Source organism: Pseudomonas sp. GW822-FHT03F08 (assembly GCF_058801265.1).
Window position 1 is genome coordinate 351,531 of the sequence record NZ_JBXANC010000008.1, and the last position, 26,175, is coordinate 377,705.

The following is a 26,175-nucleotide window of genomic DNA, read 5'->3' on the forward strand; positions in this document are numbered from 1 at the left end:
CGAGGCCGTCATCAGGGTCCATCGTTCAACTCATTTCGAGGCTGTCAGAAATCCCGGATCGAATGACGTATTGGCGATCCTCGCAACGTCCGATTCAGCTTCCCATTCCACGGTGTCACCTGCAATTTCGCGCACGATCCACTGCTGTGGCGCCGTCCACGAGAGTTCGATGTAAGGGCCGTTGAGCGCCTTGTTTGCAATCAGCAGCGCAACCTCATCGGCCGGGCCCGGGCACATGCCACCGACGGCCATGGGCACGCATTCGCGTATCAGACGAGTGAGCAGGGACAGTCGCTCGGTGTGGGAACTGAAGGGAGCTCGATGCGCTGCGCCTGCGTTATCCGTCAGTTGCAGATAGCCCGATTCGTCCGCGGCACAATGGATCAGAGCAAGATGCAACGGTGCCTGCCCCTGACCTTTTGCATAACGTGATTTGATGATTACGAATTCCTGAGTGGGTGAATTGACCGGGGCGTTGCTCAATTCGGTTCTGATTCCTTTGCCTGGCCTGTTGCCCATTGTGCCCTGGCCAGTCCGTGGCACTTGCACCACGCCGGGGTAGTGGACAGCGTCAGCTCGGCATCATCGCGCTCAAGCTTGATATCTACCGTTTCGACGCTTGAATCGCCGCATCAAGCAAAGGCCCCGTGATCATCCGTGCCTTGTAATCGCTGACGAAATAATTGATTCGATTGGCCAGGTACTGAATGGACAGCCAGCCCAGGCCGTGGTGATCGCGCAACTCATCGTCGTTGAGCTTGATCAGAGCGTCATAACTCACAAAAGACGCTTCGCAATTGACGAGCAGATACAGCGATCCGTCTTCAGCACCTAGAAGATCCCAAAAGCTGTCGTTCAGGTGATAGGTTGCCGGCGTGAGTTCAAGTAGCTTCATGTGCGTTCCTTGCTGGCGCTGATGGGGGCGACCCCTTTCTTATCGGTAGCTGCAGCTTTTCCCTGATGTTTCCCCACGCGTTTTTTCCACGGAAAGTACTCTACAAAAACCGCACGGTTGACCACTCCGGATTCACCCACCTGAAATCCGGGCATTTGTTGCAGGTCGAGTTGTAGGCACTGAGCCGCAAGTGACTTTTGTAACGCGGGATCCGGGTGAAAGGACTCTGGACGGGAATAGATTTTCTCAAGCGTCACATCGCAACGCGCAATTTGGCCCTTCGCGTTAGCCGTGAAATCAAAACGGGCTATGCCGAACGCGTTGATTGAGTGCCCGGCCAGCAGGTTGTCCCAGAAAAAGCGGCTTGCAAGACCAGCCTTCCGGTGTTTCAGGTCGTAGTCGGAAATGGATGAAACATCGCCCTTGGCGATTAGCGGCGCGATAATCTCAAGGGAGCCATCGACCGGGCTCTGAAGGTTTTCCGGGATGGTTGACCAGATCTCGCTCCAGCACACATCGGTTACAAGATTGGCGAAGTCGGCTGGGGAATCCGGGTCAGTTGACTGCGTTTCGCAGAGCAATACGTCACCTTGCCGGCTGAGCTTCATCCGTAACTTCACGCTGCCTCGTATGCCTTCGCTATTCGCCAGCAACACTTTCTCGGCCAAGGTGTTACGTAAAACCCTGATGTAGCGCCTTGCCTCCATCGCATTGATTTCTTCTGAAGTCATGAACGCTGGAGCAGACTTGCCACCACTGTCCATCCAGGCATTTATTCGCTGGTCGGTGGTCAGTTGGTGACAGCCAGAAAGCGTCACCAGGCCTGTCAGGAAAAGCAGCGGCGAGATCAGCCGACAATCGATCCATGATTTCAATGTATTGCTGATCACTCATCTGTTCCTTGAAAAAAACGAGGCGCCATTTTGCCTTGAAGCCAGACCGCCGTACATTTGCAACGCGCATCTCGATTGATCGCAAGAATCAAACCGGACTCGGCCGCAACTCGTGCACCAGATCAATCAGTGCGCGCAATCGCGCAGGCACGAAGCGATGGCCCGAGTAATAAAGCCTCAACCCGCCAAACGACGGACACCACGGCATCAGCACCGGCACCAATGCGCCGCTTGCCAGTTCTTCCTGGATGAACCACTCGGAAATGAAACCGATGCCCAGGCCCAGCACCACGGCCTGTTTGATCGCCAGCAACTCGTTGAACACGAAGCGCGTCGGCAGATCCATCTGCAATTTCTCGCCATCGCGTTCCAGCTCCCAATGGTAGATACCTCCGTGGGCCATGCGCATGCCGATGCTCTGGTGGGTGAGCAGATCCCGCGGGTGTTCGGGCACGCCGTGGCGTTCGAGGTACTCGGGCGTTGCCACCATGAGCATCCGGATGTCGCCTGACAGCGCCACCGCAATCATGTCTTGCGGTACCGACTCGGCCAGGCGAATCCCGGCGTCGAAGCCCCCGGCGACGATGTCGACCATGCTTGCCTCGCTGACGACGTCGATGCGCACCTCGGGATAGCGCCGAGCGTACTGATCGAGCAGCGGCTCCAGCAGCAGGTAGGCCGCGCCGTGCGGTGCATTGATGCGCAGTGTGCCGCTGGGTTCGTCGAGACCGACGCTGGCCTCTTCGCCGGCACTCTTGATCTGCGCCAGGGCAGGGGCGATGCGCTCCACATAGCGTTGCCCGATGTCGGTGAGGGCAACGCTGCGTGTGGAGCGATTGAACAGGCGCACCTTCAGGCGCGCTTCGAGGCCGGCCACCGCGCTGCTCACCGCCGTGGTGGACATACCCAGTTCCTGGGCCGCGCCGCGAAAACTGTTGCGTCGGGCAACGGCCAGCACCACTTCCAGCTCGGTCATTCCTGTTCTGTGCATGGATTGTCCTGAAAATAGGGATGCTTCATCAGCCAAAGGATAGCTTATCGGAACAATCAACTCTTCTTAGACTTCGCTTCATCGAGGCTCGCTTCAAGCGAGTCATTTTCAGCGAGGAGTTGCCATGCAGCGCATTGAACACATCTACATCAACGGCGAGTACGTCCTCCCACACGGTCAGGAGTGGTTTGACCTCCATAACCCGAGCACCGAGCAAGTCATCGGTCAGGTCCGGTTGGGCGATGCACTCGACGCCCAGCGCGCCATCGCCGCCGCCAAGGCTGCATTCCCGGCCTGGTCTCGCACCACGCGCGAGGAGCGCATTGCCGCCCTGCAACGCATGCATAAGGCCGTGGCGGCCAGAGAGGAAGAACTGCTGGAAGCCATCCTTGAGGAGTACGGCTCGCCTGCGGTTCGTGGGCGCTGGATGGCGACGTATCCGGCGGATGTGATTGCACAAGCGATCGAGGCGCTGGAGGCGTTCGACTTCGAAGAGCAGGCCGGTATGGCCAAAGTCATTCTGACGCCCGTGGGCGTGACCGGTCTGATCACGCCGTGGAACAGCAATGCCGGCTTCATCTGCAACAAACTGGCTACCGCACTGGCGGCAGGCTGCACCGCCGTCATCAAGCCCAGCGAGATGAGCGCGTTGCAGACGCAGGTCGTGATCCGGGCGTTGCACGAAGCGGGACTGCCACCGGGTGTCTTCAATATCGTCAACGGACGGGGCGATGTGGTGGGCGAGGAGATCGCCCGCCATCCCGACGTGGCCAAGATTTCGTTCACGGGGTCGTCCGCAGTTGGTCAGCATCTGGTCAGAACCGGTGCCGACACCCTGAAACGCGTGACCCTGGAACTGGGCGGCAAGTCGCCCACCGTGGTACTCGATGACGCGGATTTCCAGGCGGTCATGCCGTTGGCACTGCACGCCGGATTCCTCAACAGCGGCCAGGCCTGCATCGCGGGCACGCGCATTCTTGTCCCGCGTTCACGGCTCGCAGAGTTCGAGCAGGTCGCGAAGGAGGGCGTCGCACAGTTTCAATCGGGCGACCCACGCAACGCCGACACCGATATCGGCCCGATGGTCAGCCAGAAACAATGGGAGCGGGTGCAGCGCTACATCCGTATCGGTCAGGAAGAGGGCGCAAGGTTGCTGGCGGGTGGCGAAGGTCGTCCGGAAGGCCTGCACGCCGGATGGTTCGTCAAGCCCACGATCTTCACCGATGCCAACAACCAGATGCGTATCGCGCGTGAGGAAATTTTCGGCCCGGTGCTGACGATCATCCCTTACGAGGACGACGCCGATGCGATCAGCATCGCCAACGATACGGACTATGGACTGAGCGCTCTGGTGCTGGGCCAGAACCCCGAACGTTGTGTGAATATCGCCCGTCAGATCGATTCGGGACGCGTGCTCATCAACACCCTGGCCCATGAACCGCGCGCCCCTTTTGGTGGCTTCAAACATTCGGGCCTGGGGCGCGAAATGGGCAAGTGGGGGATGAGCGCGTATCTGGAGCCAAAGACATTGATCACCCATGACGCGGTGAAGTGAACGCTGTGTGTGGCATCGGAAACCGGGCGGAATTCATTCCTGGTTTCCAGCAGCGTTACGAATGATTGCCCGGGTTTGAAGTTGACCGTCCATGCTGCTGTATCGCAGCATGGCGCCTCCCGAACACCAAGCCTGGAAACTCATGTCTGACCCTTTGGATCTTGATGAATTGTTGGTACATGTCAGCGATGAAGCCTCGTTCATTCGCTTCATCCAGGCGCTGGGTGCTGATTTTGCCCACGAGCGATCACTGGAAGAGCTGTCACCTTCAACGCTCGATCGGGCCGGCGCTTCAGAGTGGGAAAACGGATCCGTAGACTCGTTTCTCGATGCCGCGGCCGCGTGGGCAGATTCAAGCAGCCGATCCACCTCAAACGACGGAGCGGTGTCGAACGTATGGCAGCGCTGCGCCGCTATTCTGTTGGCCGGAAAGTTTTATGAGTGAGCCGCACGCGACCTTCGCGTCTGGCCGGAAGAGCCCCATGCCCAGAATGCTACCGGACAACGAACTCAAGGCGCTTTCGGTGGAAGCCGAGGTCAATGGATTAACGCTGAGTGATCTTGCCGTCACGTGCGCGAAGTTCGGAATGACACCGCGATATCTGCTGAACGAGCTCTCCGTAGCGATTGCGGAAAGCTATCTGGAGAGATCGCTGGACTATGAATTTTGCGATGGTGTGATGAACGGAATCATCAATGCCGTGGTTGAGGTCGGCATGACTGACGATATGCCTGAGCCCGCCTTCTCGCTCTATCAGGCGTTTGATCTGGGTGAATGGATCCGCAGCGAGGACCCGCCGGGGACTGATCCCAGTGAGAAATACGCGAGGCCAGTGGTTGAGGACATAATGCGTGCGTTGAGGGGCTGAGGTTCAGTGTCGATTCTGACGGGCGACTGACGTCGAATCGGGCTTGCACCTCTGGCCGTCACCCGCATTCATCGATCACACCGACTCATCCGCCGAACACCAACGATTGCGCCCCAGCCGCTTCGCCTGATACAGGCAGGTATCCGCCGACTGCAGCAGCATGGCCGGCGTCACTGTGTCGTCAACCGGATGGCGGGTCGCAATGCCGGCGCTGGCCGTGACGTATCCGAGGGGATGCCCGGAGTGTTCCAGTTCCAGCGAGCGGATGGCTTGCAGGATGTCCTCGGCAACTTGAATGGCACCAGCGTTCTCGGTGTTGGGCAGCAGCACGGTGAACTCTTCGCCACCGTAGCGCACGGCAAGGTCGCCGGGGCGTTTGACCGCTTGCTGGATCGCGCGTCCGACGGCGTTGAGGCAGTCGTCGCCGGCGGCGTGGCCGTAGCGGTCGTTGTAGCGTTTGAAGTGGTCGACATCGAGCATGATCAACGACAGCGATGAGCCCTGGCGCCGGGCCAGACGAATCTCGTCTGCCAGCGCGTTGTCCAGGCGCCGGCGGTTGCCGAGCCCGGTGAGGCTGTCGGTCAGTGCCATGTCGCGCATGGCCTGGTGGGCGGAACGGATCTCCCGCTCCATCGCGATCCGCTGGCGCAACTGGCTCAGCACGATCAGTCCAAAACCGGCGAGGACCAGGATCAGAAAAATCAGCACGAAGCCGTTTTTCAGCAAGTCCCGACGCCATGGCGCGGTGATGGAATCTTTCGACAGGCCCGCCTCAACCACTAGCGGATAGGTGGTCAAGGCGCGATAGCCATAAAGCCGTTCAGTGTCATCGACCACCGCTCGGATCTGGGCGATGCCTTCGTTGGAGGCGGGCAGGTAAGTCTTGAAGATCTCGCTGTTCGCCAGGCTTTTGCCCACCACAGAGGCGATGAAAGGACGGCGGACCAGAATCGTGCCGTCGCGCATGGCCAGCACCAGTGCGCCTTTGTCATCGATCCGGAAATCGCCGTAATAGTCGACGAAATAACTGACCTTGACCGTCCCCAGCAGCACGCCTGCGAACGAGCCATCAGGGTTGTTCAAGCGACGGGAGATGGGAATGATCAGGTCATGGGTGGAGCGGCTCTCGACCACCTGGCCGATGCGCACTTGCCGATCCTCGTGAGTGCGGTGGTACTGGAAATAATCGCGATCGGCGTTGTTGGCTGTTTCGGGGGTGACCTCTTTGTCGGTCACGATCCAATGGCCGTCCGGGCCGTAGATGAACAGGCCGTGCAACTGCGGCATGATTTTCGATTGCTGCACCAGCAGCTTGTGAATGCGCGGGACATCGAGGTTTTGCAGACCGTCACCTTCGACACGCTCGGCCAGCCCGGCGGTGACCACATCGACCTGGCGAATCGTGTCTTCGGCGTGCTGGGCGGTGGCGCGGGCCAGGTTGGTCACCGAATCGCGCGCAGACGCAAAGACCGAACGATAGTCACGCCACGTCCGCCAGCTCTCGACCGCCAGAAACGCCACGACCACAACCAGCATGAAGCTGACCGTCAGCCGGAAGGTTGAGCCGGCCTTCACGGCTTTGCTGGCGGGGCGCAGCTTGTCGTTTGCAGTTGGCTCTTGCGTGTTGCGTCCGAGCATCAACTTTTCCTTGAATGTCGTTCTGAACGTAATGCTGGCGGACATTATGACAAGGATCGGCAGGAAGTTCGGGACCGCAGCGTGATTGAGCCTCGGTTTGCGCTGATTGTCTCTTCTGAGTTGACGGTTAAACGCTTTGCAGGTGATTTATCGCTTTCAGGCGAGTCATTAATCTGTGCCCATCTTGAACGCAAGCGAACTTCCACAACTAAAAAGGGATTCAACATGAGCACTGCAACCTACAACCGCCTGAACAAAGACGACGCCGTGGTTCTGCTGGTCGATCACCAGACCGGTCTGATTTCGCTGGTCCAGGACTTCTCGCCGAACGAGTTCAAGAACAACGTGCTGGCATTGGCCGACCTGGCCAAATTCTTTGAGTTGCCGACCATCCTCACCACCAGTTTCGAACAAGGTCCGAACGGCCCGCTGGTGCCGGAACTCAAGGAAATGTTCCCGGATGCGCCGTACATTGCCCGCCCGGGCCAGATCAACGCCTGGGACAACGAAGACTTCGTCAAGGCAATCAAGGCCACCGGCCGCAAGCAGATCATCATTGCCGGTGTCGTGACCGACGTGTGCGTGGCGTTCCCGACCTTGTCGGCGCTGGCGGAAGGGTTTGACGTGTTCGTGGTGACCGATGCCTCCGGCACCTTCAACACCACCGTGCAACAGGCCGCATGGAACCGCATGACCCAGGCCGGCGCACAGATGATGAACTGGTTCTCGGTGGCCTGTGAGCTGCACCGCGACTGGCGCAACGACATTGAAGGGCTGGGCAACCTGCTGTCGCAGCGGATTCCGAACTACCGCAATTTGATGAATGGCTACGCGGCGCTGACGGCTCGTCAGGCTTGATCGAATACTGCGAAAAATGTGAAAGGCCTGCTCTCAAAAGCAGGCCTTTTGTTTCTACTGCGGTCCTCTAAACGTGAAGGTCATTCGATGGGCGGTGTTCTATACGTTTTATAGAGCCGCTGCACTTCTGGACTGTCGAGGTTCTCGTAGGTAATGCCTTCTTTATCCAGCCCATCCAGACCCTTTATTCCACCGATCATTTCCGGCCATTCGTCACGGCTGGAGATATCGAGAACGTAGGGCTTCAGATAGTCGTCGAGATGGCCTTTGAATGGGTTTTGGATCTCATCACTGAGTGCTCGCAGGTAGTCGTCTTTGTTCGTATTTGACCAATCAATGGCAAATCTCGTGCGGTAGCACAGTTCCATGTAAATGAGCAGGATCGTGCGCCCATTGCCATCCAGAAAAGGGTGAGCAGATGCGAGCTGGCCCATTACTTCTCCCGGACGTTCTCTGAAACGCTCTTTGTTTGCAGCAAGTTCAAGGGCGTATTCCACAGACCTTCTGATGAGGTCGGGACGTTCAAAAACCGTGTGGCGAGGATCGTCTTTTGATCCCTTGAAAACGGCGAGGTGGGGTACGAGTTCGTTCCTGTCCTTTCCGGCCCATGGATAGAAACCGGAAAACAGGATTTCGTGCGTTTTGAGGATAGATTTGTAATCGATGGGTTTTCTCTTGGCCAGATAGGCAAGAGCGTCTTCGAGACTCGCTTCGAAAGCGAGATGTTCAGATTCTTTTACCTCGAGGGGATCTTTCAGCTTCAGTGAATTTTGAAGATAGCCGTTAGTGTCAAAATCGCCGAAAGGGTCGAACATCATGCGCTCAGCTTCTTTTTGGACCGCCTCTTTTCCTCAAGATAACGCCCTTGAAATGTCATGATTTCCCACTTGTTCAGAACACCCTTCCTTTTGAGATTGACGAGTAATTGCTCAACGCCATCCAGCTCAACGACATCACCCGCCAGGCGCGTAATGGTTACCGCCATGCAGCTCACGCTGTCACGGTCGGCGGTGACGTGATGTTCCTTGGCAAGCTTGCGAACCTCGGTTGCAACACTGTCAGCGGCTGGTTTAGTCATTTGGAAAACCCTTGTCTACGTGTTCTGAGCATAGCATGACGCCGGTTCATCAAAAGATGAAGGATCAGAACCAAACTGCAACAAAATCCCCAAGATTGAGCTTCACATCTTTTCATTGCCAGTCGACAATGCGCGCTCTGTTCCGGGGTAGTTCAGCGGTAGAACACTCGGCTCTTAACCGGGTGGGCGCTGGTTCGAATCCAGCCCCCGGACCCATTACAACGCAGGGTCGCAAGGAAGTATGTCCAGGCACGATAGTGAATCGGATGCGTTTGTCGGGATAAATGACGGTTATGCGCACTTTCAACTATCTCGAGCGCTGACCGCGGCACGAGAAAACGACGCTGACCCACAAATGCTTGATCGGATTGAGCGTTGGCGACAGGTTGTCGAGCATCTCGTGCAGGGCAGCGCGCTGTACGGTTCACGCACACCGTTTGCGGATTTGCCCGAATGGGTCACGTTGGAGGTGGCCACTGGCGGCTTTGCCACTGGCAAGCTTCTGGCCGGCGGCGAGTTAACGCTTTATGAGCGCCGGTTGGCTGCATTGATCCCCGGCATTCGCGTCGGGTTTGAACGACTCGATTTAAATACCTGGCATCTTTCAGATGAAGGCGTTGGATCGCTTCAAGAGTGTCTGGCGAAAGGGAATTATCAAATCGATGTGCCGGAAGAGGCTGCACTGCTGACAATTGCCTGGTTTCTGAAGCACCAGCGCATCGAGGAAGCACGAACGCTGATTGAGCAGATTGCGCCTTTTTTCGAACGACTACGTTTCTTTCCGACAGTCACTGACAAGCAAGCATTCTCGGTGGCTGAAGTTGAGGTTTTTAATGTCGGTTATATCAGCCAGCGTTTGGCCACCCTTGCACCTCAACCGCGTGTGGCTGTTCAAAAACACGTTGTCGAAAACAGCTTGCCTCTCTACGACGCAGCCATCTCGCTTTTCCTTCTGACCTATCAGGAAAGCTGGCCTTGCAGGTATTACCCTGAGGGTTGGTTCGAACGTGCAATTGCGCTTGGCGCACAGTTTGAAAAGACATTGGAGTCTGATCCCCGCAGTGCAGGCTCCTCCATGAACCGGGTGGTGGAGTTGCATGCATTGCTCAAACAGTGCTCCTTTGATCCGGCATCGCTGACGGGGCGTCAAGTGGGACGCATCCGGAAGATTGTCGATGACTTTCTGGCCAAGCATGGCCATCCAGAATCCGAAGCACACTCCAATAAGCGAGCAAAGCAACGCCATCACGTGAACGCGTCGGCACATCATCTGATTGCCAAGGCTGTCTCCGCGCGTCTGACGAGTTATCCAGACTCTGAAGGTATTTCTGACTTTTCCCCTCTGTTGGAACCCATCACCAATGAGGAGGCGAACCTACATGCATTAATGGTTGGAGACGCCGTTCCCCCCTCGGTTCGTCGACGCCTCGAACGCTGTCGCAAGGGAACCGTCGCGGAGTTGATTGACCAGGGTGTGATTACATCCGGAGATACGGTGGCGCGAGTACTGCCGACCATGACGGCGGAAATCTGTAGTGCGGGATATCGAGATGCAACGCTGAAGACATTGTCTGTCGCTACGTATCGAGCTTTCAGGCGTCGGCGCTCTTTGTTGCTATTGGATATGCAACGTCAGGTAAAAATCGGAGATATTCCGTGGGTGTCTGCGCTTGAAAGTGAGTATGAAGCGAACGTATCTGCGGTCGAAGGCGCCAAACAGGCCCTGATCGAAGCGTCAGCACTGACTCTCTCGGCGTTTCCACAAGCGATTATTCCGAACAAATTGCTTCAGGAATTTTCGTCCCTGGTTGAAACGGCGAAGCTGGATCTTCCAATCGTGGAGGAGGTCGCGGCGGACATCTTCATGGGCGCTTTCTCGAATAAGTTCGTGAAGGCCGCCAGGCAATCAGCCCGTATGTTGACTGGATCGCTTTACGCCCGATATTACGATATCGATACGGATCAGTTGGCAGGTCTTCCCGACCCGCCGAAATCGAGGCGCACCAAAACGTATTGGCAACGTTCGACAAACAACAACGATGCGCTGGCCCGACTGTGCGCGCAGCGTGCAAATGTCGATATCGGTCCCCGGCATCCTGCAACCAACGGCACCATTATCGAGCAGCAACAGATCGTGACAACACAGAATCTGGCAACGCTGTTTGGTGTGCTGGGACTGAGAGAGGTGTTGCATGATCGCCTGAGTGCAATGGCTCAGTCGTGCTTCGAATGGGTTTGCCGTCGCCAACAAATTCAGATCCAGCTTTACCACGCACGCTTGGTCATGTTGAAAAATACGGCCTATGCCTGGCGTCAGATGATGTTTTATTTGTCGATGCTGGATCCGGTTCAGTTGCAGGGTGCACTCAAGACCATTGAAATGCATTTTGCGGCTCAATCCAGTGAGTTTCAGGAAAAGTTTTTACCGGCCATGATCGGGTTGCGTATAGCAGCATCCGGGCATCCGTTGACTGAGAGTCGCCAGAAGCGCGAAGGCGGGAAGGTGTTTCTCGGATGGACCACTGAACGACACTGGCTAATGCCTTCCTGAAAATTTATCGTCAAGCGAAAGGCCTGCCCTCAAAAGCAGGCCTTTCGCGTTTTCAGAAACGATCCAGCCTGTAAGGCTCGACACTCGGCAGTTCCTCACCCCGAGTCGCTGCCAGCGGCGAAACCATCCGCAACACGAGCTCCGCCGTCACCGCCGCCTGGGTCAACCCCAGATGCTGATGACCGAACGCGAGCAGTACCTTGCCGTCGTCTGTCTGATCGATGATCGGCAGCGAGTCCGGTAGCGAGGGCCTGAACCCCATCCACGGTGTGGCCGCCTCGGCACTCAACGCCTCACGGAACAATCCCTTGCTCAACCGATGCAATTGCCAGGCGCGTGCCATGGTCGGCGGCGCTTCAAGCCCGGCGAATTCGACGGTGCCCGCCAGGCGCAAGCCTTCGGACATCGGCGTCATGATGAACTTGCGTTCCAGTGACGTAACGGGGAAGGGCAGCCGGTTGTGTTCCTGAGGCAGCATCAGGTGATAACCGCGCTCGGTGTCCAGCGGCACTTTCTTGCCCGTCAGCGCTGTCGTCAGCCTGGCCGAGTGAGCACCGCAGGCGATCAATACTCGACGGGCGTTCAAGTTGCCGGTTCCGGTATTGAGCGAAACGCCCTGTGCATCCAGTTGCCCGCCCTCGACCCGTTGCTTCACAAACTGCACGCCGCTGGCCTTCGCGGCGCTGACCAGTTCACACACCACTCGGTACGGGTCGATGAAGTGCCCGGTGCTCGGGAAAAACAGCCCGCCCTGAAGGTGTTCGCTCAGTTGCGGTGCGCTGTCACGCACCGCAGCCGCCTGCCATAAATCGACCGGCACCTGTTGCTGACGCAAGCGTGCCTGCAACGCTTCAATGGCCGGGCGCGAGTCGGGACTTTCGAACACCAGCAGCGAACCTTCCACTTTCAGCAGGTCGGGCCGCTGGATGTCACCGAGCAACCGGTGCCAGGCCTCCAGTGAGCTTTCATTGAGTGCTCGCAGACCCGCCACGGTGCGCTGGAGCGGCGCCGACCGCAGGTTCAGCAACAGCCGAGTGAACCAGGGCAGGGCGCAGGGCAGGTATTTCCAGTCCAGGCGCAGCGGCCCCATCGGGTCCATGAGCATGGCCGGCAAGCGCTTGAGGATCGACAGATCGGCAATCGGAAAAACCTGCTCGGTCGCCAGGTGCCCGGCATTGCCGAACGATGCGCCGTGGCCGGGTTCCTGCAGGTCGATCACGACCACCTGCAAACCCTGTCGCGCCAGACGCAGGGCGCAGGCAACGCCGATGATGCCGGCGCCGACCACGGCGATGTCATGGGTGATGTTCGGCATGGTTTCAGGCTTCCCTCTGGCCATCGAGCAGGCGTCGCAGTGCCAGTGGATTGGCCTGTTTGAGTGCGGAGGGCAGCAAGGCGTCGGGGAAGTCCTGATAGCAGACCGGGCGCAGGAATCGCAGGATCGCTGCCGTGCCGACCGACGTGGTGCGCGGGTCGGACGTGGCCGGGAACGGTCCGCCATGCACCATCGCATCGCACACTTCCACACCGGTCGGCCAGCCGTTGACCAGCAAGCGTCCGGCCTTGCGTTCCAGTGTCGGCAGCAATGAGCGGGCCTGATCCAGATCCGCGTCATTCAGATGCAGCGTGGCGGTCAGTTGACCTTCCAGCTGTTCGAGCACCTGACGGACCTCATCGTGGCCAGCGCATTGCACGACCAGAGACGCCGCGCCAAACGCTTCGGCTTGCAGCGCGTGATCGGCAAGAAAGTCCGCAGCATCGGTGATGAAGACATGGGCCTGCCCCTGATTCGGACCTGTTCCTCTCTGGCCGACCACTGCAAGACGTGCGTGCGGATTTTCCGCCAGTGCATTCACGCTGCACTCGTAAGCATTGAAGATGCCGGGGGTGAGCATGGTCTGGGCCGGGCTGCGCTGGATGAGCTCGGCGGCGGCGCCAATGAAGGTGTCCAGCGCCGGCCCCTTGAGGGCGATGACCAGGCCGGGATTGGTGCAGAACTGCCCGGCGCCCAACGTGAGCGAGGCGACAAAACCTTCGGCCAGCGCTTGCGGGCGATTGTGCAACGCGGCGGGAAACAGCAGCACCGGGTTGATCGAACTCATTTCCGCATACACCGGAATCGGTTCGGGGCGAGCCTGAGCCGCTTTGATCAGCGCGAGGCCCCCAATGTGCGAACCGGTGAACCCCACCGCTTTGATGCGTGGATCGCTGACCAGCGCAATGCCGACCTCGCGCCCGGAACCGTACAACAACGAGAACACGCCCTCAGGCAAACCGCACGCCTTGACGGCCCGTGCCACCGCGTGGCCGACCAGTTCGCTGGTGCCGGGGTGAGCGCCGTGGGCCTTGACGATCACCGGGCAGCCGGCGGCCAGTGCCGAAGCCGTATCGCCGCCAGCGACGGAGAACGCCAGTGGAAAATTGCTCGCGCCGAACACCGCCACCGGCCCCAGCGCAATCTGACGCTGACGCAGATCCGAGCGCGGAATCGGCTGGCGCTGTGGTTGGGCGCTGTCGATGCGCACATCCAGCCATTCGCCGGCTCGTACAGTGCGAGCGAACAGCCGCAATTGCTGGCAGGTACGCCCGCGTTCGCCCAACAGGCGAGGGCGCGGCAGGCCGGTTTCGGCCATGGCGCGTTCAATCAACTCATCGCCGAGGGCTTCGATTTCGTTGGCAATGGATTCGATGAATTCAGCGCGTGCGTCCAGCGCTGTCTCGCGATAGCGGTCGAACGCGGCCCAGGCGAGTGCGCAGGCTTGTTCGACGTGCTCGGCAGAGCCGCCGGAGTAAGCGGGTTCCAGCGGCGAGTCGGTGGCCGGGTTGATTCCCTGAATGATCTCGCGATCCCCCGAGATAGTTTGCTGACCGATCAGCAGTTTGCCCGTAAGAGACATGGCAGGTTCCTGGAAAAGAATGAAGGCCCGCCGCGGATGTGGGCGGCGGGCTGAAGCGAAGCGGCCGGTCAGGCGAATTTCTGTTCCGTCGACCAGTTTTCGTACCAGTGACGGAACAGCGCGTACTGGGCTTCCGCGTAGCGACGCTGCGAGTCGCTCAGGGCATCGGTCTCGTTGAAATGCAGGGTGTATTCCTTGTCGCCGTTGAGCACCATCAGGTGTTTGTAATACAGCACCAGATCCGTGCCTTCGTCGAAGGACGACAGCACCGCCAGCGCCGATTCCAGCTCCCGGGCCTGACGTCGTGCCTTGGCGTCACCCTTGGCCGCCTGTTTGCTCAGCGCCACCAGTTGTAGCACTTCGCGAGGCAGGGCGTTGCCGATGCCGGTGATTGCACCGGTGGCGTTGCAGTTGACGAAACCGTGCACGACCTGAGTGTCGACACCCACCATCAGCGTCACGTCATCGTCCTTGGAGGTGATGTGCTCGGCGGCGTAGCGCAGGTCGGCGCCACCGCCGAATTCCTTGAAGCCGATCAGGTTCGGGTACTCGCGGCGCAGTTCGAAGAACAGGTCGGCGCGGGTCGCGAAGCCGTAGTAGGGGCTGTTGTAGATCACCGACGGCAAGTTCGGCGCGGCCTGCAGAATCGCTGCAAAGTGGGCTTTTTGCGCGGCGAGCGAAGCGCCACGGGACAGCACCCGCGGAATCACCATCAAACCCTGAGCACCGACTTTTGCGGCATGGGCAGCATGGGAGACTGCTTCACGGGTGTTGATGGCGCCCGTACCGACAATGGTCGGAATCCCGGCGGCCACCAGGCGTGCCACGCCTTCCTGGCGCTCGGCCTCGGTGAGCAGCGGCCAGTCACCCATGGAACCGCAATAGACCACGGCGCTCATCCCGGTATCGATCAGTTCACGTCCCTTGGCCACCAAGGCGTCGAAATCCGGTTTGCGTGCGGCGGTGCACGGGGTCATCAGGGCGGGCATGCAGCCGGTGAAGATGTTGTCGCTCATTATTGTTCTCCTTAGAACGGTCATTCGGATTGGATTGGAAAAGCAGCGCAGCGGCTCAGATGCCCCACGCGAACGGATCTTCTTCGTCGATCAGCAGCGTGCTGTCGGCGGTCATGTAGGCGCGGCCGGTGATGAACGGGCGCACGCGTTCACCTGCCCATTCGAAGCGACCTTCGAACTGGCTGCCGGTGATGCTTGCCTGTACCCAGCGCTCGCCGGGCGCCAGTTTTTCGTCGACGGCCAGGCAAGCGAGTTTGGCGCTGGTGCCGGTGCCGCACGGTGAACGGTCGTAGGCTTTGCCGGGGCACATGACGAAGTTGCGGCTGTCGGCGTGGTCGTCATCGGCGAACAGTTCGATGTGGTCGATGGCAGCACCGTCCTCGCCATGAATGCCCTGGTCCTCGAGGGCCTTGAGCATTTTCCAGGTGAAGTCGGTCAGGGTTTCGACGTTGTCCATCGTCAGCGTCTGTCCGTGCTCCGACACTAGGAAAAACCAGTTGCCGCCATAGGCGATATCGCCGAGGAAACGGCCGTAGCCCGGCACCTCAACCGCCACTTGTTTGCGCAATCGATAAGCCGGCACGTTGCCCAGGGTCACGGCGCCGTCTTCATGCAACGTCGCGCTGACCGGACCGACCGGCGTGTCGATCTTGTGCACGCCCGGCGCGATCAGCCCCAGGTGCTGCAAGGAGGCGACCAGGCCGATGGTGCCGTGGCCGCACATGCCCAGATAGCCGGCGTTGTTGAAGAAGATCACGCCGCAGGTGGCGTCCGGCGACACCGGTTCGCAATACAGCGCGCCCACCAGCACATCGTTACCGCGCGGTTCCAGCAGGCAGGCCCGGCGCCAGCGGTCGTGCTGGCTGCGCAGGGCATCGCGCTTTTCCGCCATGGTGTTGCCGGGCAGATCGGGGAAACCCTTCATCACCAGACGCGTGGGTTCGCCGCCGGTGTGCGAATCAATGACGTGTACTCGTTTCATGGACGTGTCCCTTCAAATGATTTCAATAAGCGCCGGCAGCGCGCGGGTTGGAAGCGGAGGCCGGCGACGCCGAAGTGACTTCGCTTTCATCCTCTTCGGACTCCAGACGCAGCAGATGCGCCGGTACGCCAGTGGCGGCGCCCCAGTAATAAATGCCGGTGGCGAAAGCGGCGACGACCAGCGTGTCGAAAGGGTGGGCGAGGATGCCCAGACCACCGAAGGTGCCGAGTTTCGACAGGACGATGGTCACGGCGTAGAAGGCGATCAGCCACGCGGATGAACGCACTTGATGGGCGAGGCTCAGATGCTGGGTCGGCACGAAACGACCACACAGCAGGTACACGACAAACATCAGGATCTGCAGACCGAGCAGCCAGGACACGGTGTCCCAACCTGACCAGTAGACGATCAGCGCGGCGATGATGAACGACACCGGCCCGAGCAGGCCCATGCACTTGACCCGGAACGGGCGCGGCATGTCGGGTGCATTGCGACGCAGTGCGGCGACGGTGACCGGGGCCACGGCGTAGCTCAATACCAGTGCGGCGGACACTACGTTGATCAGCGCTTCCCAGGACGGGAACGGCAGGGTCCAGAACACCGACAGGGCAAACGTCAGCCACAGCGCCGGACGCGGGATGCCGGACTTCTCATCGATGCGGGTGAAGATTTTGAAGAAGGTGCCGGTCTGCGCCCAGCCGTAGATCACTCGTGGCGTGGCGTTCATGTAGATGTTGCCGCAGCCGCTGGGCGAGATCACCGCGTCGGCCACCACCAGATAGGCCAGCCAGCCCACACCGAGCGCCAGGGCGATGTCGCGATACGGCAGGGCAAATTCCTTGGAAACCCCGGCCCAGCCATTGGCGAGCAATTCGGTAGGGATGCCGCCGAGGAAAGCCGTTTGCAGCAACACGTAGATCGCGGTGGACAGCAGCACGGAAAGAATCAGCGCAATCGGGATGGTGCGCTGTGGGTTTTTCACTTCACTGGCCACCGAGATGATCGGGGTCAGGCCGAGGTAGGCGAAGATGACGCCGCCGGCGGAAACGGCCATCTCGATGCCCGAGAGCCCGAAGGGGGCGAAGCCTTGAACCTGGAAGTTTTCGGGTTTGAAGAAGGTGAACAGCACGCCGATCACCAGCAGCGGCACGATGAACTTGAACACGCTCACCAGATTGTTGGCCTTGGCGAAGGTTTTCACACTGCGGTAGTTGAGCAGGAAGAACACGCAGAGCAGGCCGAACTGCACCAGCCAGCCCAGCACCGTCGGATCACCGCTGCCGGTCTTGGTCAGGCCGGGAAACCACGCCGCCGCATATTGGCGAGAGGCAACCACCTCGATTGCCACCAGGCTGGAAAACGCGATCAGCGTGATAAAGCCCATCAGGTAACCCAGCAGCGGCCCGTGGCTGTAGACCGGGTAGCGCACCACACCGCCAGCCCGGGGCAGCGCCGCGCCCAGTTCGCAATAGACGATGCCCAGCAGCAACACGGCGAAACCGCCCAGCAGCCAGGAAAAAATCCCGGCCGGCCCGGCAATCGCGGAGACGTGACTGGCCGCGAATAACCAGCCCGAACCGAAGATCGCCCCGAGCCCGATAAAGGTGAGGTCGATCAATGAAAGTTGTTTTTTGAACTTGCCTTGGCCTGACATGGCATCGCCTTCTTGTGAGTTATTGGATAGGCAGGTGTGAAGTCACTGGAACGGCTAAACAGTGAACTCATCAGGCGTCGGGCGATTGATGTTTTGCGCAGGTCTGGATGACGAAATCAGCACAATTGCACTGAACGACAGCAGGCCTCGACAGGCTGCGGACGTTGCTGCAATCTGCACGCGAACGCCGTACAGCCGATCCATCCGCGAAGGAAAAACTGACGATGCAGAACGCATTTGCGATCCTGTGCGAGGGTGATGAGCGCAATCGCCCCCAGACCCTCGAAGCCTTGGTGGCGGGCGTGGCTGCGTTGTTGCCGATGCTGGATGTGATTCCGAATGCAGCGATTTTCATCAAGGATGTCGAGGCGCGTTATGTCATGGCCAACCGCACGCTGGTGCAGCGCTGCGGGTTGAAAGACCTGAAACCGTTGCTCGGTAAAACCAGTGCGCAGGTGTTCCCGGCGCAACTGGGGCCGGGCTACACCGAGCAGGATCGTCGGGTGCTGGAAGAAGGGTGGGTGCTGGAGGATCAGCTGGAATTGCACCTGTACGGCAGTCGCGAACCAGGCTGGTGCCTGACCCATAAACGACCGCTGTACAACCGCGACGGCGCGATCATCGGCCTGGCGGGGATTTCGGTGGACCTGCAATCGGCCAGCGAAACCCACCCGGCCTTCGAGCGTCTGGCCGCTGTCGACGAACACATCCGCGCGCATTTCAATCGCCGGGTGACGCTGGGTGAACTGACCCGGATCGCCGGTATCTCGGTGGCGCAGCTGGAGCGCTACTGCAAACGGGTGTTCCACCTGACGCCACGGCAGATGATCCAGAAAGTACGACTGGAACATGCCCATCGCTTGCTTCACACCGACATGCCGATCACCGAGGTTGCACTGCAATGCGGCTATACCGATCACAGCGCTTTTACCCGACAATTCAAGGCCTCGACCGGATTCACGCCGCGTCAGTATCGACAGGCGACGGAACAATGAGAGGCTTGCGAGTCATCGCGGCTAGACTGAACACGCCAGCCCCCTTTGCTGAAGGTGAAACGAGATGAGCGAAATCTGGGTACGCCGATGCTCGTATGGCCTGTGCGCGATCCTGTTGACGCTCACAGCGTCCTGCTCAAGCAAGGCTCACTACGCGACCACCGGTGATCGCTGCTATGCCAAAGCGGTGCCGACGATGGGCGAGGGTGGCCTGGCCTGGGGATCGACCCTGGGCCAGGCACAGAAAAAATCCATGGATAACTGCATGCGCTACGCCGGCCGCTCCGGCGGGACGCCCGGTACCTGCCAGGTGGTGGTGTCCAAGTGCAAGAATTGATAAGGCGCGATAGCCGCCCGAGCCATATTGACCGGAAAGGACTTCAGTGAATCTTCATCTTGAAATCGAGCGGATTTTTACCGACCAGGCCTTCGCAAGGCCGCTGTTTTATTCCTGCCCGGGAGGACTGCGTTTCGAACTCTCCGAAACGGGAGGGATGATCGAACAGTTCCTGTTGGCCTTGCGAAAATCGACCGAGATCTGCACCGACATTTTCAGTGGCGAGCCCACGCTGGTGACCTGTCTGCGCTTTCACTCCGGCGGTCAGCGATTTGCCCATCGAGCGTTGCTTCAGTCCCTTCGGTCGGCTGGCATCGAGATACCTGCAGAGCGCTCGATCTGGAGTGAACGCACTGATCCGGATGACTGGTTCTGCGAAAGCGAACCCGAGTACTGGATCAACCTCGCATTCGAAGCGCCCGCAAGGTTGCTTCAAGCATTGCTCTGGTGCGCACTGGCCACGGATTTTGGCGCCATTGCGCCGAATCCACGCTGCGCGGTCTACCTGTTCAATTTGAAGGCCGAAGTGATGGTTTTCCCTTACGACGACCGAGGAATGGACGTGGTCGGGCCCAACAAGGATCTGCTTTCAAGGCTGTATCACCGGCATCAAGCGTATCTCCTCGATTACGACCGGCCCGCGATGGACGCTGACTTCGCGGGCGCTGCCTGAGATTGGCCCCGGGCCCTTGATGCCGATCAGAGAGGTCCGAGGGCTCAAGGGCATTTGAATCAAGTCCCGTTCACTAGGTGCGTTGCAAGGCCCGCGACACGTACATTTTGGTAATCATTGACACCATCTCTTTCGCCCCGAAACAACGGAAGTAAAAGTAGCCGTAGTCGGTTTCCAGACACACAATCTTGGTCATGAACCCCCATTCCAGGCTGACCTTTCGAATCGATGCCATGGGGATTTCAATATCCAGAACCCCGTCCTGAACCATACGGTTCATGGCATTGGCGCTCATGAAAATCGTGGAGTGGGTCACCGTCACCTTCCCGCCAACCCAGAGTCCGCTGGGGGCCAGAAAATTGACCAGTTTCGTCTTCAATACTGCTTCGGCCATCCCTGCATCTCCCTCGTTCAAATCACAATCCAGCATTTCAGCCGCCTGTTTACCTGACAAAAAACAAAATCACCATGTGTTTACTTCGTTCATTCATACGTCGCAGTTCTCACTGCCCGTTTCTGTCTGTCTGGAGTTCTCTCGATGCCCTCGCTCAAAACACTGCCCGCTGCATTGCTGGGGCTGGCCCTTGCTTGTCCGGTGGAAGCCGAGTCTCAGGGCATGGAGTTGGGGCAGGTGCTGATCGGGGCTGAAGACCAGAGCGGCGAAGACCTTTCGCTGGAGGAGGCCAAGGCCCGGTTGGCACAGGTGCCCGGTGGCACCAACGTGGTCGATATGCGCCGCCCGATGCAGGGGCGGGTGGCGAGCAATCAGGATGTGCTGGCGTATCAGCCGGGGGTGTATGCCCAGTCGGCGGGCAACGAGGGGGTGAAAATCTCGATTCGTGGTTCGGGCATCAATCGGGCTCCTGGTGCTCACGCGTCGGGGCTGTACACGATGCTCGACGGTCTGCCGCTGACCGGCCCCGGTGGCACACCCTATGAATTGCTGGAACCGCTGTGGCTCGACCATGTGGAAGTGTTGCGCGGTGCCAACGGTTTCGATCGTGGGGCCCTGGCACTGGGCGGTGCAGTCGATTACGTCAGCCACACCGGCTACGACGCGCCTCGGTTGAATGTGCGCTACGTTATGGGCAGCCACGGTTATGCCCAGCGGCAAGTCAGCTCGGGCCAGGTGCTGGGCGACTTCGATTACTACCTGTCGATGACCGATGCACACTCCGACGGTTATCAGGATCACACCGCGAGCAAGAGCCAGGGCGTGATTGCCAACTTCGGTTATCGCTTCAATCCGAATCTGGAAACCCGCTTCTACATTCGTCACCGCGAGACCGACAACGACCTCGCCGGGCGGGTGACCAAGCACGCCATCGAGCACGATCCACGGGCGGCCAACCCGGCCTACGTGACGCGCAACGACAGCCGCGATCAGCCCGGCAGCACCTTCATCGGCAACAAGACCACGTATTACATCGACGACGATTCGAGCATCCAGACCGGCCTCGTTTATCACGACTACCCGATGGACCTGCGCGAAGGCCCGAACCGTCTGAAAGTGGCGTACACCGATGTCAGCGGCACGTTCGACTACAAGCGCCGCGACACCCTCTGGGGCCTCGAAAGCCACAGCACGGTCGGCCTGCGGGTGACCAAACATTTGCCTAACGACGGTGCGAGCGAGCTGGTGCGGATTCCCACCGGCAACACCGCCGGCTATGCGCCGGGTACGCACATGCGCAACTTCACTTATCAGGGTTCGGATTCTGTTCTGCATGTGGGCAACGACCTGGAAATCGCCGATGACTTGTGGCTGACCACCGGCCTCGCCGCGATCTACACCCGCCGCGAAAGCGCCGTGACCTACCCGGAGGGTGGTGGCAAGACCAGCCTCGGCGACTGGGATTACGCGCCACGTCTGGGCTTGCGTTATCAGGTGACGCCGGACCTGCAACTGTTCGGCAACCTCAGCCGCTCGGTCGAAGCGCCGCATCCGTGGTCGCTGATCTACAGCTCCAACGTACGGTTCCCGGCCGGCAGCGGCGCCGCCACTGGCACTCAGCGTGATCCGGTCAAACTGCAGAACCAGACCGCGACCACCCTGGAACTCGGCGGCCGTGGCGACAGCGCACTCGGCGAATGGAGCCTGGCGTGGTACTACGCCCAGGTGCGCCACGAATTGCTCTCGGTATTGCCGGACGCCAACGCCACCACGCCTTATGAACTCAATGCCAGTCCTACGGTGCATCAAGGTGTGGAGGCGAGCCTCAACAGCAATCTGTGGTCGGCGAACGATGGCGGCAAGCTGAGCCTGCGCCAGGCCTACACCTTCAGCGATTTCCATTACCGCGACGACGATCGCTTCGGCGACAACCGCTTGCCGGGCTTGCCGATGCATTACTACCAGGGCGAACTGCGCTACGACTTCCCGCAGGGCTTCTTCGCCGCCGTCAACACGCAACTGGTGTCGAAAGTGGCGGTGGATTACGCCAATAGCTACTACGCCGACCCTTACGCCACCTTCGGCGCGACCCTCGGTTACAACGCACCCAAGGGCGACTGGCAGACCTGGCTGGACATGCGCAACCTGACCGACAAGCACTACGCCGCTACAGTTACGCCGGGCTATGACGATAAAGGACTGGATGCCGCACGCTCAACGCCGGGCGAGGGCATGGCGATGTATGTCGGGGTGTCGTGGAGTCTGCTCTGAGGCTGGTGCTTGAGTGTCAAACCCTATCGATCAGTTATCTCTGGTGCATGGAACCAAAAATGAAATTGCGATTCTCCTGGGAAGAAGCGTTCGACGACTTGTTTCCGCACTGTAGTTCAAACGTCATGAAGGACGATGGTGCGAGCCCTTTGTCTTGCATCCTGACCGATGATGGGGGCTGCGGGCATATACACTCGCTGGAGTGGATAGACGTGGGTCTGGCGCGGATCAAATCGGTGAAGGAGTCAAAGGTCGAATTCGATAGCTGGGGTCGTGAAGATTGGGGATCAGAGTTTTCAAAGGACTCCGTAAAGATCTATTTCCTGATGGAAGACGATTATTGTGAATTTCTCAGTCTGGAATCCTTTGAAAAAGCCTTGATGGCATGGCGGGATTTTATTGTGTTGCCACCCGATAAAGAGGTGACACGAGAGCTGGAAATTTGAGCCTGGCCGGCGATCGGGAGAGTGTTCAGCCATCCAGCAATGGCGTACCAAGACCGGTTTCGCTTGCCTGACGTTTTTACCCGACACCCAATAGCTTTCGGCATCCCTGCCTTTGCAGTCTGACGGGGTAACCCTCAAACAATATCGTCGATCAGAATATGGTGCTGCCCGCGGCTGCATTGCTCGATCCGTGCCTCGACCTTGTAAACCGTGCGCAGCATCGGCTCGGTGATGACTTCATGGCTCGGCCCGCTGCCATGGGCCGTGCCGCCGGCAATCACCAGCACCTGATCGGCAAAGCGCAGCGCCTGATTCAGGTCGTGAATGGCGATGAACACGATCACTTCGCGCCGGCGCGCCAGGGCTTTCATGAAGTTCAGCACCTGAACCTGCCGGTGCATGTCGAGTGCGCTGGTGGGTTCGTCCATCAACAGGACTTCCGGCTCGCGCACCAGGGTCTGGGCGATTGACACCAACTGTTGCTGGCCGCCGCTCAGTTCGCCGAGGTTGCGGAACGACAGCTCGGTGATCCCGAGCGCATCGAGAATTTCGTCCACCAGTTGCAACTCATCGTCGTGAACCGACCAGTTGGGCGTCAGTTGCTTACGCGCCAGCAGCACCGATTCGTACACCGTCAACCGCGCGCTGGCATTCAGGCCTTGGGGCATGTAGCTGATGCCTTGAGTGCCTTTTTTCGAGCCTTCGAGAATCACTTCGCCCGGGCCATCGATCAGCCCGGCCATGCGTTTGAACAACGTCGATTTGCCCGCCGCATTGGGCCCGACCACCGCCACGACCTGGCCGCCGGTAAACGTCGCGGTGCTGACACCAGAAATGATCTCGCGCTGCCCATAGCGGGCGCCGAGGTTGTCGAGCCGGATCTTCACCATGAGTTTTTCTTTCCGTTGAGAATCAGAGAAATGAAGAACGGCACGCCGATCAGTGACGTGACCACGCCGATGGGGAATATCGCTCCCGGAATCAGCGTCTTGCTGACCACCGAACTGGCGGACAGGATCAGCGCACCGGTCAGCAACGAGGCCGGCAGGAAAAACCGCTGATCCTCGCCAATCAGCATCCGCGCAATGTGCGGCCCGACCAGCCCGATAAAACCGATCGTGCCGACGAATGCCACCGGAAACGACGCGAGCAGGCTGACCATGATCAGCGTCTGAAAACGCAGGCTGCGCACATTGATGCCGAAGCTGGCGGCCTTGTCATCGCCCAGGCGCAGGGCGGTCATCGCCCACGCGCGTTTGGCGAAGATCGGCAGAGTGATGAGGATCACCACGCAGATCACCCCGAGTTTCGGCCACGTGGCTTTGGTCAGGCTGCCCATGGTCCAGAACACCACGGCCGCCACGGCTTGTTCGGTAGCGAAGAACTGCACCAGCGCCAGCAGCGCATTGAAGGTAAACACCAGGGCGATGCCGAGCAGCACGATGGTTTCGGCTGTCACCCCGCGACGCATGCTCATGAAGTGGATCAGCAGCGCCGAAAGCATCGCCATGATGAACGCATTGAGCGGCACCATGTATTGCGCCGCCAGCGGAAACAGCGCCACGCCAAAGGCCAGCCCCAGCGCCGCACCGAAACCGGCCGCCGCAGAAATGCCGAGGGTGAAGGGGCTGGCGAGCGGGTTGTTGAGGATGGTCTGCATCTGCGCACCGGCCAGCGACAGCGCCGCGCCGACAGCGACCGCCATCAACGCCACCGGCAGACGGATGTCCCACATCACCACGCGCACTTGTGCCGACGCAGTATCCGGTGAAATCAGCGCGCCAAGCACTTCGCTGAGGCTGTAACGGGCCGGGCCGAGCGCCAGGTCGAGCAGCACGCTGAAGATCAGCAGCACGGACAGCCCAAGCAGAATCAGCCGTTTACGCAGCACCAGCCGACGGTAAGTGACACTCTGCACAATCGGTGCTTCGCCCAGCGAACTCATGGTTTGGCCTCGGTTTTTTGCAGGCTGACGAAATAGCCCGGTTCGTAAGGCACTGGCAGAAACCGCTCATGCAACTCGCGAAACGCGGCATCCGGGTCAAGATCGGCGAACAGTTCCGGGTGGAACCATTTGGCCAATTGCTGAATGGCCACGAACTGGTAAGGGCTGTTGTAGAACTGGTGCCAGATCGCATGAAACGCCTGAGTGTTCTGCGCCTTGATGCCGGCATAGGCCGGGCGCTGGGTGTACCACGCCAGTTTGCGCCGGGCTTCGGTCAGGTCCGCGCCCGGGCCGACGCCGACCCAGTGACCGCCCGGCGCAAAGGCTTCCCAGTCGGCACTGGTGACCACAACATGGTCGGGGTTGGCGACGATCACTTGCTCAGGATTCAGTTGCCCGAAGGTGCTCGGAATGATCCGACGGGCGATGTTGTTGCCGCCGGCCATGTCGACGAAAAGACCGAAGTTCTCGTTGCCGAAACTCAGGCAGCAGTCATCGGTGTAGCCGCCTATGCGCTCGATGAACACGCTGGGACGGGCAGGGTGGCGCTTTTCGATGACGTCGGTGACGCGATGGATCTGCTGGTTACGAAAATCGATGAAGGCCTCCGCGCGTTGTTCCTTGCCGAACAACTTGCCGAACAGGCGCATGGTCGGCTCGGTGTTCTGCATGGGGTTGTTGCGAAAGTCGACGTACACCACCGGGATGCCCAGGGCGTCGAGTTTCTCGATGTAGCGTGCATCCTCGGTCGCGTGTTGGGCTTCGATGTTGAGGATGATCACGTCAGGCTTCTGGGAAATCGCCTGTTCGATGTCGAAGGTGCCGCTCTCGAAACCGCCGAAGGTCGGGATCTTGGCAATGTCGGGGAATTTGCGCAGGTAGGCGTTATAAGTGTCCGGGTCCGACTGGATCAGGTCCTTGCGCCAGCCGACGATGCGTTCGATGGGGTTCTGCGTATCCAGCGCGGCCACCAGATACAACTGCCGACCTTCACCCAGGATCACCCGGCGCACCGGCAAGTGAACCTTGACTGTGCGGCCCTGCAAATCAGTCACGCTGCCCAGGGCCGGATCCGGCTCGGCAGCCTGCGCGCTGCTCGGCATCAAGGAAGACAAGGACAGGCCCAGCAACCCCGCAAACAGCAGGGCGGCGAAGGTCTGGCGGCGGCGAAAAACGTTAACCATGGTGTATGCCTTTGCAAAAGCCGGATCGGACCACGACGCCAGGCGCCGCTCCG

General features: G+C 59.5%; 26 protein-coding genes and 1 tRNA gene. 11 read left to right on the forward strand and 16 right to left on the reverse strand.

The window, feature by feature from the left end; all coding sequences use genetic code 11:
- Positions 1 to 30: 30 nt before the first annotated feature.
- From AC1RME_RS21695 to AC1RME_RS21710, 4 genes are all read right to left on the reverse strand, one after another.
- Positions 31 to 483 carry a hypothetical protein gene (locus AC1RME_RS21695; RefSeq protein ID WP_255261919.1) on the reverse strand — a complete coding sequence of 151 codons (453 nt, stop codon included), beginning with the start codon at positions 481 to 483 and terminating at the stop codon, positions 31 to 33.
- A 121-nt stretch (positions 484 to 604) separates the two neighbouring features.
- Positions 605 to 895, reverse strand: a complete 291-nt coding sequence (locus AC1RME_RS21700; RefSeq protein WP_096820666.1) for a hypothetical protein — start codon at positions 893 to 895, stop codon at positions 605 to 607.
- Entirely contained in the window at positions 892 to 1,785 is an 894-nt protein-coding gene (locus AC1RME_RS21705; RefSeq protein ID WP_096820667.1) for a hypothetical protein, read from the reverse strand. Before AC1RME_RS21705 ends, AC1RME_RS21700 begins: the two co-directional genes overlap by 4 nt.
- Positions 1,786 to 1,876: 91 nt before the next feature.
- Complete coding sequence (locus AC1RME_RS21710) at positions 1,877 to 2,779, reverse strand: LysR family transcriptional regulator (RefSeq protein ID WP_176504849.1); 903 nt, start codon at positions 2,777 to 2,779, stop codon at positions 1,877 to 1,879.
- A gap of 124 nt (positions 2,780 to 2,903) precedes the next feature.
- On the opposite strand from AC1RME_RS21710, the gene AC1RME_RS21715 reads away from it, so the two are divergent.
- The 3 genes from AC1RME_RS21715 (at position 2,904) to AC1RME_RS21725 (ending at position 5,203) form a co-directional block, all read left to right on the forward strand.
- On the forward strand, positions 2,904 to 4,334 hold the full coding sequence (locus tag AC1RME_RS21715) for an aldehyde dehydrogenase family protein (protein WP_096820669.1): 1,431 nt from the start codon (positions 2,904 to 2,906) through the stop codon (positions 4,332 to 4,334).
- A 91-nt stretch (positions 4,335 to 4,425) separates the two neighbouring features.
- Positions 4,426 to 4,779, forward strand: a complete 354-nt coding sequence (locus tag AC1RME_RS21720; protein WP_176504850.1) for a DUF7660 family protein — start codon at positions 4,426 to 4,428, stop codon at positions 4,777 to 4,779.
- Positions 4,772 to 5,203 carry a hypothetical protein gene (locus tag AC1RME_RS21725; protein ID WP_096820670.1) on the forward strand — a complete coding sequence of 144 codons (432 nt, stop codon included), beginning with the start codon at positions 4,772 to 4,774 and terminating at the stop codon, positions 5,201 to 5,203. Before AC1RME_RS21720 ends, AC1RME_RS21725 begins: the two co-directional genes overlap by 8 nt.
- Before the next feature lie 75 nt (positions 5,204 to 5,278).
- Here AC1RME_RS21725 and AC1RME_RS21730 read toward each other — a convergent pair whose 3' ends face one another.
- Entirely contained in the window at positions 5,279 to 6,841 is a 1,563-nt protein-coding gene (locus tag AC1RME_RS21730) for a sensor domain-containing diguanylate cyclase (protein ID WP_096820671.1), read from the reverse strand.
- A 225-nt stretch (positions 6,842 to 7,066) separates the two neighbouring features.
- Between AC1RME_RS21730 and ycaC the strand changes: the two genes are divergently transcribed.
- Positions 7,067 to 7,699: an isochorismate family cysteine hydrolase YcaC gene (ycaC, locus tag AC1RME_RS21735; RefSeq protein WP_096820672.1), complete on the forward strand. Its 633-nt coding sequence runs from the start codon at positions 7,067 to 7,069 to the stop codon at positions 7,697 to 7,699.
- Between the two features lie 80 nt (positions 7,700 to 7,779).
- On the opposite strand, the gene AC1RME_RS21740 is transcribed toward ycaC, so the two are convergent.
- Together AC1RME_RS21740 and AC1RME_RS21745 are read right to left on the reverse strand one after the other, a co-directional pair.
- The gene (locus AC1RME_RS21740) at positions 7,780 to 8,517 is read right to left on the reverse strand and encodes a Fic/DOC family protein (protein ID WP_096820673.1); all 738 of its coding nucleotides are present in this window, start codon (positions 8,515 to 8,517) and stop codon (positions 7,780 to 7,782) included.
- The gene (locus AC1RME_RS21745) at positions 8,514 to 8,777 is read right to left on the reverse strand and encodes a hypothetical protein (protein ID WP_096820674.1); all 264 of its coding nucleotides are present in this window, start codon (positions 8,775 to 8,777) and stop codon (positions 8,514 to 8,516) included. Before AC1RME_RS21745 ends, AC1RME_RS21740 begins: the two co-directional genes overlap by 4 nt.
- 141 nt (positions 8,778 to 8,918) lie before the next feature.
- Here AC1RME_RS21745 and AC1RME_RS21750 point away from each other — a divergent pair.
- Together AC1RME_RS21750 and AC1RME_RS21755 are read left to right on the forward strand one after the other, a co-directional pair.
- A tRNA-Lys gene (locus tag AC1RME_RS21750) sits at positions 8,919 to 8,993 on the forward strand.
- A gap of 25 nt (positions 8,994 to 9,018) precedes the next feature.
- Positions 9,019 to 11,328, forward strand: coding sequence for a hypothetical protein (locus tag AC1RME_RS21755; protein ID WP_096820675.1), 2,310 nt, complete (start codon positions 9,019 to 9,021; stop codon positions 11,326 to 11,328).
- Positions 11,329 to 11,380: 52 nt separating this feature from the next.
- On the opposite strand, the gene AC1RME_RS21760 is transcribed toward AC1RME_RS21755, so the two are convergent.
- The 5 genes from AC1RME_RS21760 to AC1RME_RS21780 all read right to left on the reverse strand — a co-directional run bounded on the left by AC1RME_RS21760 (position 11,381) and on the right by AC1RME_RS21780 (position 17,877).
- Positions 11,381 to 12,643, reverse strand: a complete 1,263-nt coding sequence (locus AC1RME_RS21760; protein WP_096820676.1) for an NAD(P)/FAD-dependent oxidoreductase — start codon at positions 12,641 to 12,643, stop codon at positions 11,381 to 11,383.
- A gap of 4 nt (positions 12,644 to 12,647) precedes the next feature.
- Positions 12,648 to 14,225: an aldehyde dehydrogenase (NADP(+)) gene (locus AC1RME_RS21765; protein WP_096820677.1), complete on the reverse strand. Its 1,578-nt coding sequence runs from the start codon at positions 14,223 to 14,225 to the stop codon at positions 12,648 to 12,650.
- A 68-nt stretch (positions 14,226 to 14,293) separates the two neighbouring features.
- Entirely contained in the window at positions 14,294 to 15,241 is a 948-nt protein-coding gene (locus AC1RME_RS21770; RefSeq protein WP_096820678.1) for a dihydrodipicolinate synthase family protein, read from the reverse strand.
- Positions 15,242 to 15,296: 55 nt separating this feature from the next.
- Positions 15,297 to 16,223 (reverse strand): 4-hydroxyproline epimerase, encoded by a 927-nt coding sequence (locus AC1RME_RS21775; protein WP_096820679.1) that lies wholly within the window; start codon positions 16,221 to 16,223, stop codon positions 15,297 to 15,299.
- A gap of 22 nt (positions 16,224 to 16,245) precedes the next feature.
- Positions 16,246 to 17,877, reverse strand: coding sequence for an APC family permease (locus tag AC1RME_RS21780; protein WP_096820680.1), 1,632 nt, complete (start codon positions 17,875 to 17,877; stop codon positions 16,246 to 16,248).
- Positions 17,878 to 18,101: 224 nt separating this feature from the next.
- Between AC1RME_RS21780 and AC1RME_RS21785 the strand changes: the two genes are divergently transcribed.
- From AC1RME_RS21785 to AC1RME_RS21795, 3 genes are all read left to right on the forward strand, one after another.
- Entirely contained in the window at positions 18,102 to 18,872 is a 771-nt protein-coding gene (locus tag AC1RME_RS21785; RefSeq protein WP_096820681.1) for an AraC family transcriptional regulator, read from the forward strand.
- A 64-nt stretch (positions 18,873 to 18,936) separates the two neighbouring features.
- On the forward strand, positions 18,937 to 19,209 hold the full coding sequence (locus AC1RME_RS21790; RefSeq protein ID WP_096820682.1) for a DUF4189 domain-containing protein: 273 nt from the start codon (positions 18,937 to 18,939) through the stop codon (positions 19,207 to 19,209).
- Between the two features lie 46 nt (positions 19,210 to 19,255).
- On the forward strand, positions 19,256 to 19,882 hold the full coding sequence (locus AC1RME_RS21795; RefSeq protein WP_096820683.1) for a DUF3885 domain-containing protein: 627 nt from the start codon (positions 19,256 to 19,258) through the stop codon (positions 19,880 to 19,882).
- Between the two features lie 73 nt (positions 19,883 to 19,955).
- Here AC1RME_RS21795 and AC1RME_RS21800 read toward each other — a convergent pair whose 3' ends face one another.
- On the reverse strand, positions 19,956 to 20,276 hold the full coding sequence (locus AC1RME_RS21800; RefSeq protein ID WP_096820720.1) for a hypothetical protein: 321 nt from the start codon (positions 20,274 to 20,276) through the stop codon (positions 19,956 to 19,958).
- Positions 20,277 to 20,420: 144 nt separating this feature from the next.
- Here AC1RME_RS21800 and AC1RME_RS21805 point away from each other — a divergent pair, with 144 nt between their 5' ends.
- Positions 20,421 to 22,547: a TonB-dependent receptor family protein gene (locus AC1RME_RS21805; protein WP_493066235.1), complete on the forward strand. Its 2,127-nt coding sequence runs from the start codon at positions 20,421 to 20,423 to the stop codon at positions 22,545 to 22,547.
- 59 nt (positions 22,548 to 22,606) lie between these two features.
- A complete protein-coding gene (locus AC1RME_RS21810; protein ID WP_096820685.1) occupies positions 22,607 to 22,993 on the forward strand; it encodes a DUF5376 family protein in 387 nt (128 codons plus the stop codon).
- A 134-nt stretch (positions 22,994 to 23,127) separates the two neighbouring features.
- Here the strand turns inward: AC1RME_RS21810 and AC1RME_RS21815 are convergent, their stop codons facing one another.
- Genes AC1RME_RS21815 through AC1RME_RS21825 form a run of 3 tightly spaced genes read right to left on the reverse strand, consistent with a single transcriptional unit; the run spans position 23,128 to position 26,122 of the window.
- On the reverse strand, positions 23,128 to 23,883 hold the full coding sequence (locus tag AC1RME_RS21815) for an ABC transporter ATP-binding protein (protein ID WP_096820686.1): 756 nt from the start codon (positions 23,881 to 23,883) through the stop codon (positions 23,128 to 23,130).
- Positions 23,877 to 24,938 carry a FecCD family ABC transporter permease gene (locus tag AC1RME_RS21820; protein ID WP_096820687.1) on the reverse strand — a complete coding sequence of 354 codons (1,062 nt, stop codon included), beginning with the start codon at positions 24,936 to 24,938 and terminating at the stop codon, positions 23,877 to 23,879. The genes AC1RME_RS21815 and AC1RME_RS21820 overlap by 7 nt, the downstream gene beginning before the upstream one ends.
- Positions 24,935 to 26,122 carry an ABC transporter substrate-binding protein gene (locus AC1RME_RS21825; protein ID WP_493091735.1) on the reverse strand — a complete coding sequence of 396 codons (1,188 nt, stop codon included), beginning with the start codon at positions 26,120 to 26,122 and terminating at the stop codon, positions 24,935 to 24,937. The genes AC1RME_RS21820 and AC1RME_RS21825 overlap by 4 nt, the downstream gene beginning before the upstream one ends.
- Positions 26,123 to 26,175 lie beyond the last annotated feature (53 nt).

What these genes read in the sequence shown, in the direction of transcription:
- AC1RME_RS21740 (WP_096820673.1), bottom strand. Translation starts at nt 8,517, where the DNA reads ATGATGTTCGACCCTTTCGGCGATTTTGACACTAACGGCTATCTTCAA.
- AC1RME_RS21780 (WP_096820680.1), bottom strand. Translation starts at nt 17,877, where the DNA reads ATGTCAGGCCAAGGCAAGTTCAAAAAACAACTTTCATTGATCGACCTC.
- AC1RME_RS21700 (WP_096820666.1), bottom strand. Translation starts at nt 895, where the DNA reads ATGAAGCTACTTGAACTCACGCCGGCAACCTATCACCTGAACGACAGC.
- AC1RME_RS21755 (WP_096820675.1), top strand. Translation starts at nt 9,019, where the DNA reads ATGTCCAGGCACGATAGTGAATCGGATGCGTTTGTCGGGATAAATGAC.
- ycaC (WP_096820672.1), top strand. Translation starts at nt 7,067, where the DNA reads ATGAGCACTGCAACCTACAACCGCCTGAACAAAGACGACGCCGTGGTT.
- AC1RME_RS21800 (WP_096820720.1), bottom strand. Translation starts at nt 20,276, where the DNA reads ATGGCCGAAGCAGTATTGAAGACGAAACTGGTCAATTTTCTGGCCCCC.
- AC1RME_RS21715 (WP_096820669.1), top strand. Translation starts at nt 2,904, where the DNA reads ATGCAGCGCATTGAACACATCTACATCAACGGCGAGTACGTCCTCCCA.
- AC1RME_RS21765 (WP_096820677.1), bottom strand. Translation starts at nt 14,225, where the DNA reads ATGTCTCTTACGGGCAAACTGCTGATCGGTCAGCAAACTATCTCGGGG.
- AC1RME_RS21730 (WP_096820671.1), bottom strand. Translation starts at nt 6,841, where the DNA reads ATGCTCGGACGCAACACGCAAGAGCCAACTGCAAACGACAAGCTGCGC.
- AC1RME_RS21815 (WP_096820686.1), bottom strand. Translation starts at nt 23,883, where the DNA reads ATGGTGAAGATCCGGCTCGACAACCTCGGCGCCCGCTATGGGCAGCGC.
- AC1RME_RS21825 (WP_493091735.1), bottom strand. Translation starts at nt 26,122, where the DNA reads ATGGTTAACGTTTTTCGCCGCCGCCAGACCTTCGCCGCCCTGCTGTTT.
- AC1RME_RS21790 (WP_096820682.1), top strand. Translation starts at nt 18,937, where the DNA reads ATGAGCGAAATCTGGGTACGCCGATGCTCGTATGGCCTGTGCGCGATC.
- AC1RME_RS21710 (WP_176504849.1), bottom strand. Translation starts at nt 2,779, where the DNA reads ATGCACAGAACAGGAATGACCGAGCTGGAAGTGGTGCTGGCCGTTGCC.
- AC1RME_RS21720 (WP_176504850.1), top strand. Translation starts at nt 4,426, where the DNA reads ATGCTGCTGTATCGCAGCATGGCGCCTCCCGAACACCAAGCCTGGAAA.
- AC1RME_RS21785 (WP_096820681.1), top strand. Translation starts at nt 18,102, where the DNA reads ATGCAGAACGCATTTGCGATCCTGTGCGAGGGTGATGAGCGCAATCGC.
- AC1RME_RS21770 (WP_096820678.1), bottom strand. Translation starts at nt 15,241, where the DNA reads ATGAGCGACAACATCTTCACCGGCTGCATGCCCGCCCTGATGACCCCG.
- AC1RME_RS21745 (WP_096820674.1), bottom strand. Translation starts at nt 8,777, where the DNA reads ATGACTAAACCAGCCGCTGACAGTGTTGCAACCGAGGTTCGCAAGCTT.
- AC1RME_RS21810 (WP_096820685.1), top strand. Translation starts at nt 22,607, where the DNA reads ATGAAATTGCGATTCTCCTGGGAAGAAGCGTTCGACGACTTGTTTCCG.
- AC1RME_RS21725 (WP_096820670.1), top strand. Translation starts at nt 4,772, where the DNA reads ATGAGTGAGCCGCACGCGACCTTCGCGTCTGGCCGGAAGAGCCCCATG.
- AC1RME_RS21775 (WP_096820679.1), bottom strand. Translation starts at nt 16,223, where the DNA reads ATGAAACGAGTACACGTCATTGATTCGCACACCGGCGGCGAACCCACG.
- AC1RME_RS21805 (WP_493066235.1), top strand. Translation starts at nt 20,421, where the DNA reads ATGCCCTCGCTCAAAACACTGCCCGCTGCATTGCTGGGGCTGGCCCTT.
- AC1RME_RS21820 (WP_096820687.1), bottom strand. Translation starts at nt 24,938, where the DNA reads ATGAGTTCGCTGGGCGAAGCACCGATTGTGCAGAGTGTCACTTACCGT.
- AC1RME_RS21760 (WP_096820676.1), bottom strand. Translation starts at nt 12,643, where the DNA reads ATGCCGAACATCACCCATGACATCGCCGTGGTCGGCGCCGGCATCATC.